Genomic DNA, 15,319 nt, shown 5'->3' with positions numbered 1-15,319 from the left:
AACGCGGCGATGCCATCGCGAGCAAACTTTGCTCCTACAGAAACCACCGCCGCCACTATCAAGGGGCGAATTTCGGTCAAACTTATTGGCCATATCGATCCCCTTTTGGCCTTTCCTGCCGTTCTCCAAATCCGTCTGCGCCGCAAGACTGTGTTCAACCGAATCAGCCTGCGGAGAACAAGAAATGCTGACGATCTACTCGGACGATCACCACCTGCACCACGGCCGTTGCGAATTGATAGACGGGCAACTCAAGCCCTGCTTCGAAATGCCTTCGCGTGCCGACCATGTGCTGGCGCGAGTGCAAAAACAAAACCTCGGCCGGGTCGAAGCGCCGAAGGATTTCGGCCTCGGGCCGATCGAGCGTATTCACAGCCGCGACTATCTCGACTTCTTCAAAGGCGCCTGGGCCCGTTGGACCGAGTTCAACACCGACGGTGACTTGCTGCCTTACACCTGGCCCGCGCGCACGCTGCGCCGCATCAAACCCACCAGCCTGCACGGCGAGCTCGGTTATTACAGCTTCGACGGCGGCGCGCCGATTACCGCCGGCACCTGGCAAGCGGCGTACAGCGCGGCGCAAGTTGCGCTCACCGCCCAAGCGGAAATCCAGCGCGGCGCCCGTGCCGCCTTCGCCTTGTGCCGTCCACCGGGACATCATGCCGCAGCCGATTTGATGGGCGGTTATTGCTACCTCAACAATGCCGCCATCGCCGCTCAAGCCTTCCTCGATCAGGGCCACAAAAAGGTCGCGATCCTCGACGTCGACTACCACCACGGCAACGGCACCCAATCGATTTTCTATGAGCGCAGCGACGTGCTGTTCACTTCGATCCACGGTCATCCGGAAGCCGAGTTCCCGTTCTTCCTCGGCTACGAGGATGAGCTAGGCGAAGGCGCTGGCGAAGGCTTCAACTTCAACTATCCGTTGGCCGCAGGTTCTGGCTGGGAGACCTGGAGCGCTGCGCTGGAACAGGCCTGCAAAGAGATCGAAAGCTACGGCGCCGACATCGTCGTCGTGTCCCTGGGCGTCGACACGTTCAAGGACGATCCGATCTCGCAATTCAAACTCGACAGCCCGGATTACCTGGCCATGGGCAAGCGCATCGCGGGCCTTGGCGTACCGACGCTGTTCGTGATGGAAGGCGGTTATGCGGTCGAAGAAATCGGCATCAATGCCGTGAACGTTCTCGAAGGTTTCGAAAGCGCTTGATGAGGAAGCAGAAGCATGAAAAGTCTTAAGCGTTTTATGGTTCCAGCCCTGTGCGCCACGGTGCTCAGCGGCGCAGCACACGCCGAAGAACGAACGTTGCGCGTCTACAACTGGTTCGACTACATCACCCCCAAAGCCCTGGAAGACTTCAAGGCGCAGAACACCCAGACCAAACTGATCTACGACATTTTCGACACCAACGAAGCGCTGGAGGCCAAGTTGTTGACCGGCAACTCCGGCTACGACGTGGTGGTGCCGTCCAACGTGTTCCTCGCCAAGCAGATCGAAGCCGGGGTGTTCCAGCCGCTGGACCGCAGCAAGTTGCCGAACTGGAACCACCTCGATCCCAAGCTGATGAAGTTGATCGAGGCCAACGATCCGGGCAACAAATTCGCCGTGCCCTATATGTACGGCACCATCCTGATCGGCTTCAACCCGGACAAGGTCAAGGCTGCCCTCGGCGCCGATGCGCCGGTCGACAGCTGGGATTTGATCTTCAAGGAAGAAAACATCAGCAAGCTCAAGCAGTGCGGCGTCGCCCTGCTCGATTCGCCGTCGGAGATCCTGCCGCTGGCCCTGCAGCACCTCGGCCTGGACCCCAACAGCAAGAAGCCGGCGGACTACGACAAGGCTGAAGCGCTGTTGATGAAGATCCGGCCGTACGTGACTTACTTCCACTCGTCCAAGTACATGGCCGACATTGCCAACGGTGACATCTGCGTCGCGGTCGGTTACTCCGGCAGCTTCTCGCAAGCGGCCAACCGCGCCAAAGAAGCCAAAAACGGTGTGGTCGTCGACATGCGCCTGCCGAAAGAGGGCGCGCCAATCTGGTTCGACATGCTGGCGATACCGAAGGGTGCGAAAAACACCGAAGACGCCTACACATTCATCAATTATCTGCTGCAACCACAGGTGATCGCGCCGGTCAGCGACTTCGTCGGTTACCCGAACCCGAACAAGGACGCCACGGAACTGGTCGACCCGGCGATCCGCAACAACCCGAACCTGTACCCGACAGACACGGCGATGAGCACGCTCTACACACTGCAACCGCTCCCTCGCGATGCTGAACGTGCACGGACCCGGGCCTGGACCAAGATCAAGTCCGGCACCTGACACCCGCCCGCTCCCGTCGTCATCTGGACCTGCGTTTACGCAGGTCTTTTTTTTGCTCGCGATATTTATATACCGCCAATGCCGTCCCGCCCGTCGCTACCTTGCAGTGGTTCGTGCACCGACCGTTCAACGGTGCCGCCTCACAAAGGATGTGACCATGACTGAAGTATCCAGCCCCCCCGAATTGCCGGAACTCCCCGCCGATCAAGACGCCCTGCTCACCCAATTGGTGGCCGGCCCCTCGATCAGGGAGGTCGCCACCCATGCGCTGCAACCAGCGCTAAAAACTCTATATCCGCAGCTGTCTATCGATCCGCGCCTGGCGATGGTGGTCACACCGACCTGGGCATTACGCGAGCAGCGCGTCGTAGCCGGACCACGACACTTCGAATCACTGACCGATGCGTTGGTACGTCACGGCATTGCGCAAACACCGATGATTTACCTGGAGGGCGAGCATTACCTCACCCTGCAACCACTGGAGCCGACACCGGTGCAGTTGCCCGTCAGCATCGAAGCCATCGGCCGTTTGCTCAATGAGTTGGCCCCACTGCTGTTCGATGCGTTTCAAGAGCAACAAGTCGACTACTGGAACCGTCTCACCAGCCCCTCGACCCCGCGCTGGAAGACGTTGTCCCACTCGCTGCGTGCATTGTGGGACATCGAAACCAACCCGAACTGGGAGAACGAGCAATGCGAGATGGCCCGCAACCTGTTCACCTACCCGGACAAAAGCACACGCAAGACGCACGACCGCTTTCGGTCCCGCGCTTGCCTGATCGATCTGGACTTCAAGAATGAGGGTGTCTCGACCCACCTCAACACCCTGGACATGGCCGTCCTGATCGGGACCCTGGGCACCCGCACGTTGATCGTCAGCCACACCATCACCCATGGCTTCCAGACCTACGAGTCGTTGCAGGAGTTGGGCGAATCCTTGCAGGCGTATACCAATGGCGAACTACCCGGGAACACCTTGCAATGGCGCCTGATTGAACCCGAGGGCAATTTTTTCGACCATTTGGCGTGCACCCTGATCGCCCTGCAAGCGGACTCGATTGCCGCGCTGGCAAACAATCGCGAAGAGGCAAATCCCGACCTCGCCCCCCACATCAGTCGCACCACGAACGAGCTCGATCCATCGGACAATCAGGCGCCTTCGCGCTTCAACCTGGTCGAGCAGGCACTGCCAGACTGGATGGCCAGTGCTTCATCAGGCGATCTCACCGCCTACAGCCGTCATCTGATGGATCTGGCGAGCGTACAGAATAAAAACGCCGGGCAGTCCTTCCAGGACGGTATCAAACCGATCCGCGAATTCACACTGGAGCAACTGCGCAATGCCATGCTTTCCGAGCATCCCGAGGCGAAAGATTTGCAGCTCGAAAACATCGAGATCGTGATCGACAGCGTCGTGGTCTGGGGCAGCTTTGCGCCGCCCGTTGGGCCGGAGCGCACCACCTTGAGCCTGGTCGATCTGGCGCTGCAAAACCTGATCGCCCTGCCGTTGGGCAATAAATCCATACGCAGCACCAGCGCTACGGTGCTGCCGGCGTGGCTGACGGTCAGCTATCTGGAAGCGTTGATCATCAAGGTCGATATCGGGCAAACCTATCCGAAGCTGATCAAAAGCAAACTGCTCGACGATCCCCTTGAAAGCCTGCGCCGTCAGAATTTGTTCACCAGTCACTTATGCGTCGAGCTGCCACTGTTGGCCTTGCAGCAAAAAATCCGCACTCAAGGTGGGATTGACGAATTGGGCTATCGCTATGTCGCAGCCGTGGTGCAGATCCTCGACGCCAAACGCTGGGTCGACGGACAGGAAATCGTCATTCGCCCGCTGGCATTCACTCCCGCCTGGCATACGGGAGCATCCACGGATGAAGTGAACAACATGTTCGTGATCGGGCCCCGGCAGATGGACAAAGGACCGTGCCTGCTCTATCGGCCTCTGCTCGATCAGCCCTTGAGCCAATACCCGACGCCGGCCAACCTGATCTATGCCATCCGGCATTCTCCAAAGCTGCGCGAATCCGTGCTCGCCTGGCTGCCCGACGAGGTTCGCGCGAATTACGCCGACTACGTGTTCACCGGGGACCTGCCTTCGGTCTGGAGTGTTTCGCAACTGCTGGCCGACCCACTGACCTCGCTGCAAATGAGCGGTCCGCTGACCTTGGGCACTCGAGTCCTCGCTACGGATTACCTCGCCAACCTGTTCAAGGCCAACGTCAATGCATTAGTCGAATTGGCACAACGGCAATCGGTGTCCAACGCGGAAAATCGCTGGGCGACTTTCAAGCAGGCAGCCTGGAAGATCCTCAATGCGGCACTGCCCTTTCTCGGTCGCACCTTCGGCACATCCGCCTGGATCTGGCAGGTACTGGATGATCTGCAACAAACCGTGGACGCCAGTGAAAGCGGCGATCATCAGCAACAGAAATCAGCGATCACCGACTTGCTGCTGACCCTGGCCATGGTGCTCGCCCACCACGCCAGCACACGCCACTCGACCACCCGCGCAATCGAGGAAAAACCCGCGTCAACGGTCGCGATCGAGCCCGAGGAAAAACCGATTGCGCCGCCTGTAATGATTGTTCAATTACCCGATGTCGTCAGCGAGTCTCCTTCCTCTGAGCATCGTCTTTCGGTGCTGACGGATGCCGCCCTGAGCCTCACCAAAACCCTGGATCGCTTCAAGATCACCAAACCCGAGAATCTCACTCCTCCCAGTAAGGATGGGGGCGTCCAGCAACATCTTTATCGCCTTGAAAACCGCTCTTACGCGCAAGTCGGTGAGCGTTGGTTTGAGGTGGCTATCGAGGAAACCGGTGAAGTGTCGATCATCGCTTCAAAGCCTGAGTCCCCAGTCAAAGGCCCTACGCTGATTGGCAATCAGCGCGGCGAGTGGTTTGTCGATACGCGTCTGCGCCTGCGTGGCGGTGGCTTATCGAGTCGACGCAAAGCGTTGAAACAGCAAAACCGTCAGCGCATCGCCGAACTCAAGAAACAGTTGAAGGACTTCAACGACCAAAGCGAAAGCGCACGCAAAGAGCTGACGGCCGCTTTCAACCAGTTGAAAGCGGCCACCGACAAAACGAAAGCCGGGCTACAGCAGACATTTCTCGAAAAACTCGATCAGCGCACCAGTGACTACGCCGCCCCAATCGAGCAGCTGAGTTCGTTGAACCTGCTCGACACGGTTTCCAGTTACCGCAAAGACATGGCCGAAATGTTGGGCACTCAGCTGTTTTTCAACCAGGTATGGCTCGAAGAAAAAAACCCGGCGTTCACTCAAACCCTGCGAGAGACCTTGGCCCTGCTTGAGGCTGAAGAAACGGCTGGTACCGCCGGTGACCGTGTGACCTATCAAAAAATGGTCGACCTGACCGAAGGCGTAATCGGCAAAATCGAATTTGCGCAATCACGTTTCCTGTCGCTGAGTCGACTGGGCAGAAGTGCTACCGAAATAGCCAGCACCTACAAGGCAAAACTGCCTGCTTTCACCCTTAACGATCTCAAAGCGCTGCAGGTCTCGCTGGCCCGCGAGGTGTGCCTCAAAGAAGGTGACACTGTCCCACTGACCGAAGCACGAAACGAACTGACACGCCTGCTCGACACGACCAACCTGGTAATCCAGACCTCCCAGGAACTGATGCTGGAAGGCAGCACGTGGATCGCGAAAGAACGAATCGAGGCGCTCAATGGCATGCTCGAGCAGTTCACCACAATCGACCAGTCGTTCGAGGACTTCACGGTCAGCCACAACGACGCGGTGCTGGAACAACCGTTCAAGCATCTGCGCTCGCGAGTCAGCGAATTCCAGCAGGACGCCGAGGCCTATCTGGTGCAGTTGTTGCGCGAGCAACAGGCTCTGGAGCCCCGTCCCGGGCCTTCGAGGCCGACACCGGCGTCGCGCAAACGCGTAGTCAAGACTCGTTTCAACGGCACGGTCGTTGGCGAAGTTCGTCCTTCGGCGCCCGGAGAGCCGGTGCTGCTGGAAGTGCGCGCACCGATGACCGGCAAGGTCATCGCCACCTTTCACGAGAAAACACCCGGTGTCTGGCTCGAACGGGTACCGGCCAGACGTCGCCGACCGCAAGCTCCACCACCGGCACTCGCCGAGCAAATCGCCCAAGGCCGGACGATGCTCGATGACCTGGAAAACTTCATCCGCCAAACCGAAACGAGCGCGAAAAAACCAGGCCGTATCCCGGTGGAAATCGAAGAGTTGTTCCAGCACAAAGCCGATCAACTTGGCCAGGCGGCTCGATCCCTGGAACAAGCCGTACTGCGCTCGAACATGACCGACGGCCCGGCGGATACCGCGTCAACCTTGACCAAGGAACTGACCGAGGCACGCGAGCGACTGTACGCCGAAGGTAACCGGCTACGCATCGAAATGACCAAAGACCAACCGCCTACCGCGGCCCGCGTCCAATGGCTGTTGGGCAAGGACGAAATCGACATTGTGAGCAGCGCCGAGCGACGCCGCCTCAAGGGCCCGCGCAAGGACTACCTGCAAGAGTACGAAATTCGCGAGCGCCGCACGCAGAAAACACTGTGGTATGCCCACTTCCACTACACCAGCCTGGATGCGCCGGCCGACGCATTCACCGCCGCGCATTTGAAACTGCGTGAACAACGGCTGCTGGCAGGTGCATTCGACCTGCGCTCGGCCACGACCAACCCGCAAGTGATCGCAATTTATCGCAGCGAAATCAGCCCGCAACTGGCGCGCACGCTGTTCTTTACCCAAGCCTGAACCGTCAAAAAGGAAAATGACGATGATTGAACATCCCCACACTACCGAGCCACCGGTCCTGTTGAAAAAAAGCCTGGTCGTTCATCAGACGAGCCAGGGGCCTACCGTCGATGAAGTCGCTTCTCAAATGCTGCGCCAGGGCCTCAAAGCGCTGTATCCCGAACGCGATATCGACCCCGAACACACGATGCTCGCCACACCTCAATGGCAATGGTTCGATGGTTCACTCGTGGCCATGCCCACGCGATTTGAGTCGCTGACCCAAGTGCTGGTACGTCAGTTCTTCACCTCCGCCAACGCCAACTATCTGGAGGGCGAACACTTCCTGACGCTGCATCCGCAGGCCACGCCGGTTGTGCATCTGGACATCGACATCGAGGCCATCGCCAGGTTGCTCAACGATTACACGCCCTTGCTCTTCATGGCCTTCAGAGAGCGCCAATTAGCCTTCTGGAACAACACCGGGCACCAGGCACCGCGCTGGCAGGAACTGTCGCAAGCGCTGCGCAAAACCCTCGATGTTCAACACGTCGACGGCTGGGATGGCGACCAGTGCCATGTGGCCCGGGCGGTTTCACTCCACCCGGACAAACTGGAACGGCAAAAAAATGTACCCACGATGTCAGGCATTAAGGCCAGCCTGATTGATATCGACACTGTCGACGCTGTAGGAACAAAACAACACCTGGTTCTCGGTGGCGCGGCCGTAATCACAGGGCGCTACAAACAACGCGATCTGGTGATGATGTACACCGTCGAAAGTGGCTATGAATCGTTCGATTCGCTGGAGTCATTGGGTAAGTCATTACCGGAGCGCATCCAGGACCAACTGGCCGGACGGAACATGCAGTGGCAGTTGTTCGAGCCCGACGGTGATTTTTTTGACCATATGGCCTGGGCCTTGATTACCACCCAACTGGACTCCATCGTGGCGATCACCCGCGAAAGCCTCGCTGCCGATGCGGATGACAGTACCGGGCTTCCCGCTCTCCCTGAACACACTACTGTTCAAGAGAAAAAAACCCGCAATGATCTGGAAAACTCAATACCCGACTGGCTGCTCGACGCCTCGGCCGCTGATATGGACCAGTACAGTCGATCCGTCAACGCATTGGGCAAACTGTACAAGCAGGCCAACAAAGACCTGTTCCAGATTCCTTCGATCGATGTCTTCGCCGGGGAGCGCATGCGTGAAGTGATTTTTGCTGACAAGAAATCTGCCGCCGGGCTTCCTCTGGATAACCTTGAGATCACGATCACCAACAGTTTTGAAGCCGGCGGCCTGACGCTGCCCAACCCTCACGACATTCACACCGAAACCCTGGCCGAATACGCACTGCAAAACGCCGCCCCCTATCAGGCAACCATTCGATTCAATCCGCCGCAACCTGTCCCCGAATGGCTGGACGTGGCTTATCTGACGAAAATCGCGAGCAAGGTCAATGTTGGCCAGAAGTACCCCCAACTGATCAAGGACAAGCTGATCGATGATTCCGTACAGGCCCGTCTGCAAGAGCAGTTCTACATCAGCCAGTTGCATGCGCTGCTGCCGCTGATTGCCCTGGAATGCAAGGTCCGTCACATCGGCGGCGTGGATGAGTTGGGTTGTCGCTACATTCGCGAGTGGCTCAAACCGACACCCGGCCACCCGCAACCGGTAATCATCCGCCCCCTGTGCTTCGTCCACTCCGGGAACGCTGACGGCGACACCGTGGCCAACATGTTCATCATCAGCCCGCGCCACCCGGACGCCGGGCCTTGCCTGCTCTATCGTCCGCTGCTCGAACAGCCATTACTGCAATTTCCCTCACCGCAAAACCTGCTGTACGCCTTGCATCAACCGGGCGAGTTGAGGGACTCGGTGCTGGCATGGCTGCCCGATTCGAGCACCAGCTTCAAATACGCCCAATACACGTTCCCCGTCGGCCTCCCCAGCCCATGGCTGGGGGCACAGTTACTCGCCGAACCCTGGACAACTGTGGACTGGGCCGGGCCGGTCGAATTGTCATCAACGGAGCTGACCGGCGATGTTTTCGCCGCCCTGTTCCAGACCCATGCCAAGACCATGGCCGAACTCGCCGATCGCCAATCACAGTCCAATGCGGAACGACGCTGGGCATTGCTGCGCGACAGCGGCTGGGCATTGTTCAACGTCGCTGCGAATTTTCTCAGCGGGCCGGCAGGCGCCGCAGTCTGGGTCTGGCAAAGCATCAATGAAGTCGAGCAAGCCGTGGATGCCCACCAGCACGACGACAAGCTCACTGAGTGGAACGCGGTCGGGGATTTGCTGCTGACCCTGGGCATCCTCCTCGCCCACCACGCCGCCATACGGCGCAAGACTGGGCGGCGTCAGGTTGCACCAATAACCGACAGCGTGCCGACCCTGACAGGCGGCGCTCCGGTCAAACCTGCAACGCCCACAGTGACACGGCTCCCCACACCTTTGACCGGTGAGCTGCCGTCGAGTCATTACTCCTCACTGGAGGCCAATGGCTCCGTACCCCATCGATCCGCCACTGCACTGGCCGAGTATCTGCAGAACCTGACGGTACCGGCACTCGATCTGAAGGCCCCAACCCTGCAAGTCCTCCTGCGCGACACCGCGTCGCTTTATCACCTCGACGGCAAGACCTATGCGCACGTCGCAGAGCGCTGGTACCGAGTGATTGAAAACGACGATCAGCAGATCCAGATCGTGTCCCCGGATACGCCCGCGAAAACCGGCCCACTGCTGACCCACAACAAACAAGGCCAATGGTTTGTGGACACGCGGCTGCGCTTGCGTGGCGGCGCAGGTGGCCAGAGCCTGCAAAGCCAACTCAAAGCGCAGCGCAGGGAGAAGGCGCAACAGCTAAAACAGCTGACTACGGAACTGGAAACCTTCAAGCGTCAGCAAGCAGCTGGTGCAACTGCGCTGAAGCAGGCCCAGGAAGCCATGGTCGGCGTCATCGGGCCGGCACTTGAGGAGGCGAACCGGCGTTACCTCACTCAAGTGGAAACACTGATCGGCGAGTACGACCATGCGTTGAAAAATCTGCAGCAATGGCGTCTCAAGGGTGGGAGCGCAGGCTATTTCGATGATCTGCGAGCCATGACCACCCAGTTGCAGAAAAATCTGAGTCTATGGTTCTTGCTCAAGCGCAACACCTACGCAAGGCTCACCCGGCAGCTCGGCGGCAATACCGTCATTCAATCAAACGCCGCACTGCAGACACACATAAAAGGTGTCAGAGAAGTATTGGCGTTGAGCCAGGACTTGATTACCCGCCTGCAACTGTCCCAGACATCGCTGATACCGCTGGAAGCCATCGGGAGCACCGGCATGGTTACCGCGCGGCGTCTGCGCCAATTGCTTCCGGCGTTCAACGAGTGGGACCTGAAATCCAATGAGATCGGCATGTCCCATGAACTGTGCTTGCGTGGCTCCGACAACGCACGCACAAATCCGGCGCGTGACACAGTCGGGACCTTGATCATCGAGGCGGCGACCGCCACCCATCGCCAGGCCGCCATGATCAGAACTCCAAACAGCAATGAAGCTGCCGCCGTGCGCATCGAAAGCCTGAGCAGGCTGATCGACGTCTATGCCGACACCGACCAGCGCCTCAAGGATCTTCCCGGTGAGTATCCGGACGACGTAGAGCCAACAGAGCATGAGCGGGTGCGCGACTTGATCGGTCAATTCCGGCAAATGGCTCAGGAGCAACTGAGTCTGCTGTTGCCCGAGAGCGCGAGCATCGCTCCGCCAGAGACGCCAAAACCCGCTGTCGCTGGCCCTTCACGCCCAACAGGTAAAGTCACCAAGAGTCGCCCTCGAGATCCGGTGCCTGCCAAGGCGTCGACATCCGAAGAGCCGGCTCTCGATCAAATTCGCCCCGCCGCGCCGCACACTGCCCCCGTGCGAACGCTGGATGACATCGACACGATTGCCAATGCTTTGACATTGAATGAAGACGTCAAGGACTTCATTACGCGTACGCGCAAAGACGCCTTCAAACCCAATCGTATCCCTGCGGACATGCAAGACTTGTTCGATCAACAAGCCCGGCATCTGGAACAAGTGGCAATCAAAGTCGATCAGGCCATAGCGCGCAGCGGGACGCGGCTTCCAGTGGCTACCCTGAGTTCAGAACTCAATGCGGCCGCCACCCGGTTACGCGCCCAGGGTGTCACAACCAGAGCCACTCTGCTCAAGGAGCGCCAGCCCCGACAAGCCTACTTGCAATGGTTACTGGACAACGGCCAGGTCCGGATCGACAGAAACGAACAAGGTCGGATCAGGACCAAACAGCGTCGGGATTACTTTCAGGAGTACCGGATTCTCGATACCAGCAACAAAGATCAGCCGCTGTGGCTGGCGCACTTTCACTACGATTCGCTGGAAGCACCGCCGGAGCAGTTCACTGCCGCGCACCTGAAAATCGCCGACGCTCATCTGCAGACTTTCACTGCCGAACGTCGCCAGGCCCTGACTACCCTGGCACCGATCGACTATGTGCTTCGGCGCATCAGCGATTCGGCACTGTTCTTGAACCTCGAACCCAAACGCTAATGCCTGGACGGGCGGACTGACCACCCGCCCGCTTCAGCGGCCCGGCCACACCGCACGCAACCGTTGCAGCGCTGCCTCGATGGCTGGTTCGGGCACCGCTGCAAACCCCAGCACCAACCCCGCTCGTTGATCCATCGGTGTTGTGGAGTCGGGCAGCCAATAGCTGCTCAAGCCGTTGATCTCAACGTCGACACTGCTCGCCAGGTCGATCAGCTCACGTTCACGCGCCACGCTGTCGACCGGCACCGTCATGTGCAACCCGGCGGTGACGGTGGGTAATTGACCGATACCCGGAATATCCGTCGGCCAGCCATTGAGCAGGGTATTGCGCCGACTCAACGCCGCACGCCGCATGCGGCGGATGTGCCGCTGAAAATGCCCTGCTGCCATGAACTCCGCCATCACCGCTTGAGTGCTGACCTCGGAATGCCGCACATCCACCGCACGCCGTTGCGCAAACGCCTGCACCAACCCCGGCGGCAACACCAGATAACCGAGACGCAACGCCGGAAACGCCACTTTGCCGAACGTGCCGACGTAGAGCACCCGACCCTGCCGATCCAGCGCCGCCAAAGGCGCCAGCGGCGCACCGCTGTAACGATACTCACCGTCGTAATCGTCCTCGACGATCCAGCCCTGAGTGCGCTCGGCCCAGGCCAGCAGCTCCAGGCGCCGGGGCAGGCTCATCACCACACCGGTGGGATACTGGTGTGACGGCGTCACGTAGGTCAGCCGACAATCACCGAGCCTCGCCAGCTCACTGCAATCGATGCCCTCGCTGTCCACCGCCACGCCATGCAATCTCGCACCCGCCACCGCGAAAGCATGACCGGCCGCCCGATACCCCGGATTTTCAATGGCCACCCCATCGCCGGGCTCGACCAGCAACTGTGCACAAAGGCTTATTCCCTGCTGTGCGCCACTGGTGATCACAATTTGTTCAGCGGTGCACTGCATACCTCGCGAACTGCGCAGATACGCAGCAATCATCCCGCGCAAGCGCGCATCGCCGGCCGGGTCGCCGTAACACAGCTGCTGCAAATCCGGTTTGCGCCAGAAAGCCGCATTCAGCTTGGCCCAGACCTCGAACGGAAACAGATCAAACGCCGGAACACCGACCCGAAAAGCCCGCGGCGGACCACTGGGCGGACTGGGTAAATGGTTGTTTTTGACCCGCGCCAAAGGATCGTTGTGGATAACTTTGCTGGATGGATCAACAGGTAAATCGAGCCAGTTTGTGGATAAGGCTGTGGGTAACCCTGTTGAAAAGCCTGTGGATACTTTTGTGGATAGTTTTTTCGTCGGCAACGCCGCTTGAGGCAGTTGCGCGACATAAGTGCCATCGCCGACCCGCCCTTCAATGAAGCCTTCGGCGTATAGCTGATCGTAGGCGCGAACCACGCTATTACGGGAAATCGCCAGTGCTGCGGCCAGGTCACGACTGGCCGGTAATCGCGTGCCGCTCGCCAGTCGCCCGTCGAGGACGCGAAGCCGCAAGGCCTGATAGAGCTGGCGACTCAGACCCTGGCGACGATCGAGTTCGATACCGGCCGGATTGAACGACAAGGAAAGTGGCGTATCCGTCATGGCAATGGACCTATGAAATTGGTCGTTAATGGCTCTTACAACAGACCAATAGCCTGCCTACGATGCAGACATTCGCCAAGGGAAATATTTCCATGTACACGCCACGCGCTTTTGCCATCGACGAGTTGTCCCAACTGCATGAACTGATCCTTGCCACACGTCTCGCCATATTGGTGACCCACGGCGAAAGCGGCCTGCAAGCCAGTCATGTGCCGGTGCTGCTGCATTGCGAACAAGGCTCGAACGGCACGTTGTACGGACACTTGGCCAAAGCCAATCCACAGTGGAAAGACCTGCGCGACGGCGCCGAAGCCCTGCTGATTTTTGCTGGTGCCGATGCCTACGTCAGCCCCGGTTTCTACCCGAGCAAGGCCGAACACGGCAAAGTCGTGCCCACCTGGAACTACGTCGCCGTACACGCCTATGGCCGAGCCGAAACCTTCAGCGATGGCGGGCGGCTGCTCGACATCGTCAGCACCCTCACCGACCGTCACGAAGCGGGCCGCGCGCAACCGTGGTCAGTGGCCGACGCACCCGCCGATTACATCGACGGCATGCTCAAGGCCATCGTCGGCTTCGCCATTCCCATCGACCGTCTGGAAGGCAAGCGCAAGCTCAGCCAGAACCGCAGCGCCGCCGACATCGCCGGCGTGCGCGAAGGCCTGGCCGCCAGCCTCGACCTCAACGACCAAACCCTCGCCCAATTGATGCGCTAAGGAATGAACATGAGTCAGATCGAGATCCGCCAGGTCAACGCCGACGACCACGCCGCGTGGCTGCCGCTATGGCAAGCCTACCTGCGCTTCTACAACACCGAACTGCCGGACACCGTCAGCCAAAGCACCTGGCAGCGCATCCTCGACCCGAGCGAACCGACCCACGCCGCCCTCGCCTGGGCTGATGGCAAAGCGGTGGGCATGGTGCATTTCATCTACCATCGTTCGAACTGGGCCATCGAAAACTCCTGCTACCTGCAAGACTTGTTGGTAGCACCGGAAACTCGCGGCACCGGCGTCGGCCGCAAACTGATCGAATTCGTCTACGCCACGGCCAAGGCCGACGGTTGCAACAAAGTCCACTGGTTGACCCACGAAACCAACGCCACCGCGATCCAGCTTTATGAGCGCATCGCCGAACGCCCTGGTTTCATCCAGTTTCGCAAAGCCATTTAAGGTTCAAGGAGAACAACATGTCGACTTCACTCGCAGACTGGAAAGGCGTCCCGGCCCCCACGACCAAACTGATCGAAGGGCGTTTCATTCGCCTGGAAAGACTCGACCCGACACGTCATGGCGACGACTTGTTCAATGCCCTGCAAGGCCCCGGCGCCGACCCGAAACTCTGGGACTATTTGCCCTACGGCCCCTTCCCCGAGCGCAGCGCCTTCAATGACTGGCTGAACAACCACGCCGCCGCCAGCGATCCGTACTTCTTCAGCGTGATCGACCGCGCCAGCGGCGAGGTGCAGGGCATCCTCAGCCTGATGTCGATCGTCCCGGCCCAGGGCCGCATCGAAATCGGCCACGTGACCTTCGGTGCGCCGATGCAGCGCTCACCAAAAAGCACCGAGGCGGTTTATCTGCTGGCCAAGGAATCCTTCGCCCTCGGCTATCGTCGCCTGGAGTGGAAGTGCAACAACGGCAACGCCCGCTCCAAATACGCAGCCGAGCGCCTGGGCTTCAGCTTTGAAGGCGTGTTCCGCCAGCATATGGTGGTCAAAGGCCAGAACCGCGATACAGCGTGGTACTCGATTCTCGACTCGGAGTGGCCGGCGATTGGCGCAGGGTTTGAGAAGTGGTTGAGTGATGAGAACCAGACGGATTCGGGGCAGGTGAAGTCGTTGGTGGAGTGTCGAGGGTAATCTCGGAAAATAAAACTGTGGGAGCGAGCCTGCTCGCGAAGAGGCCGCCCCATTCAACATCAGTGTCGCCTGACACTCCGCCGTCGTCGGAACGCCGCCCGGAGCAAGCTCGCTTGTATGCTAGGACTTGAAGGGAGGAGGAGGGACAAGGCTCGATTCTGACTGTTAGCGCAGTACAGATCCGTGGGAGATTTCGCCCCTCCTCCTTTCACCCAAGCGCCGATAAAG

8 protein-coding genes are annotated in these 15,319 nt (G+C 59.3%); 7 read left to right on the top strand and 1 reads right to left on the bottom strand.

Annotated elements, in window-relative coordinates; genetic code table 11:
• Window positions 1-184 precede the first annotated feature (184 nt).
• From ACM110_RS28845 to ACM110_RS28830, 4 genes are all read left to right on the top strand, one after another.
• Window positions 185-1,213 carry a histone deacetylase family protein gene (locus tag ACM110_RS28845; RefSeq protein WP_416130469.1) on the top strand — a complete coding sequence of 343 codons (1,029 nt, stop codon included), beginning with the start codon at window positions 185-187 and terminating at the stop codon, window positions 1,211-1,213.
• Window positions 1,214-1,228: 15 nt separating this feature from the next.
• A complete protein-coding gene (locus ACM110_RS28840) occupies window positions 1,229-2,329 on the top strand; it encodes a polyamine ABC transporter substrate-binding protein (RefSeq protein WP_416130468.1) in 1,101 nt (366 codons plus the stop codon).
• A 157-nt stretch (window positions 2,330-2,486) separates the two neighbouring features.
• Entirely contained in the window at window positions 2,487-7,091 is a 4,605-nt protein-coding gene (locus ACM110_RS28835; protein WP_416130467.1) for a hypothetical protein, read from the top strand.
• Window positions 7,092-7,113: 22 nt separating this feature from the next.
• Window positions 7,114-11,643: a hypothetical protein gene (locus ACM110_RS28830; protein WP_416130466.1), complete on the top strand. Its 4,530-nt coding sequence runs from the start codon at window positions 7,114-7,116 to the stop codon at window positions 11,641-11,643.
• A gap of 33 nt (window positions 11,644-11,676) precedes the next feature.
• Here ACM110_RS28830 and ACM110_RS28825 read toward each other — a convergent pair whose 3' ends face one another.
• Window positions 11,677-13,230: a PLP-dependent aminotransferase family protein gene (locus ACM110_RS28825; protein ID WP_416130465.1), complete on the bottom strand. Its 1,554-nt coding sequence runs from the start codon at window positions 13,228-13,230 to the stop codon at window positions 11,677-11,679.
• 92 nt (window positions 13,231-13,322) lie between these two features.
• Between ACM110_RS28825 and ACM110_RS28820 the strand changes: the two genes are divergently transcribed.
• Genes ACM110_RS28820 through ACM110_RS28810 form a run of 3 tightly spaced genes read left to right on the top strand, consistent with a single transcriptional unit; the run spans window position 13,323 to window position 15,091 of the window.
• On the top strand, window positions 13,323-13,946 hold the full coding sequence (locus tag ACM110_RS28820) for an FMN-binding negative transcriptional regulator (RefSeq protein WP_416130464.1): 624 nt from the start codon (window positions 13,323-13,325) through the stop codon (window positions 13,944-13,946).
• A gap of 9 nt (window positions 13,947-13,955) precedes the next feature.
• Complete coding sequence (locus ACM110_RS28815) at window positions 13,956-14,402, top strand: GNAT family N-acetyltransferase (RefSeq protein WP_416130463.1); 447 nt, start codon at window positions 13,956-13,958, stop codon at window positions 14,400-14,402.
• Between the two features lie 17 nt (window positions 14,403-14,419).
• The gene (locus tag ACM110_RS28810) at window positions 14,420-15,091 is read left to right on the top strand and encodes a GNAT family N-acetyltransferase (protein WP_416130462.1); all 672 of its coding nucleotides are present in this window, start codon (window positions 14,420-14,422) and stop codon (window positions 15,089-15,091) included.
• The last annotated feature ends 228 nt before the right edge of the window (window positions 15,092-15,319 follow it).

It is taken from the genome of Pseudomonas sp. NFX98 (genome assembly GCF_047784845.1).
Lineage (GTDB): Bacteria > Pseudomonadota > Gammaproteobacteria > Pseudomonadales > Pseudomonadaceae > Aquipseudomonas.
This window is presented reverse-complemented; position numbering and strand designations above follow the sequence as displayed.

Excerpts from the sequence above, each read along its gene's own strand:
- ACM110_RS28830 (WP_416130466.1), top strand. The coding sequence starts at position 7,114 with ATGATTGAACATCCCCACACTACCGAGCCACCGGTCCTGTTGAAAAAA.
- ACM110_RS28815 (WP_416130463.1), top strand. The coding sequence starts at position 13,956 with ATGAGTCAGATCGAGATCCGCCAGGTCAACGCCGACGACCACGCCGCG.
- ACM110_RS28810 (WP_416130462.1), top strand. The coding sequence starts at position 14,420 with ATGTCGACTTCACTCGCAGACTGGAAAGGCGTCCCGGCCCCCACGACC.
- ACM110_RS28820 (WP_416130464.1), top strand. The coding sequence starts at position 13,323 with ATGTACACGCCACGCGCTTTTGCCATCGACGAGTTGTCCCAACTGCAT.
- ACM110_RS28835 (WP_416130467.1), top strand. The coding sequence starts at position 2,487 with ATGACTGAAGTATCCAGCCCCCCCGAATTGCCGGAACTCCCCGCCGAT.
- ACM110_RS28840 (WP_416130468.1), top strand. The coding sequence starts at position 1,229 with ATGAAAAGTCTTAAGCGTTTTATGGTTCCAGCCCTGTGCGCCACGGTG.
- ACM110_RS28845 (WP_416130469.1), top strand. The coding sequence starts at position 185 with ATGCTGACGATCTACTCGGACGATCACCACCTGCACCACGGCCGTTGC.
- ACM110_RS28825 (WP_416130465.1), bottom strand. The coding sequence starts at position 13,230 with ATGACGGATACGCCACTTTCCTTGTCGTTCAATCCGGCCGGTATCGAA.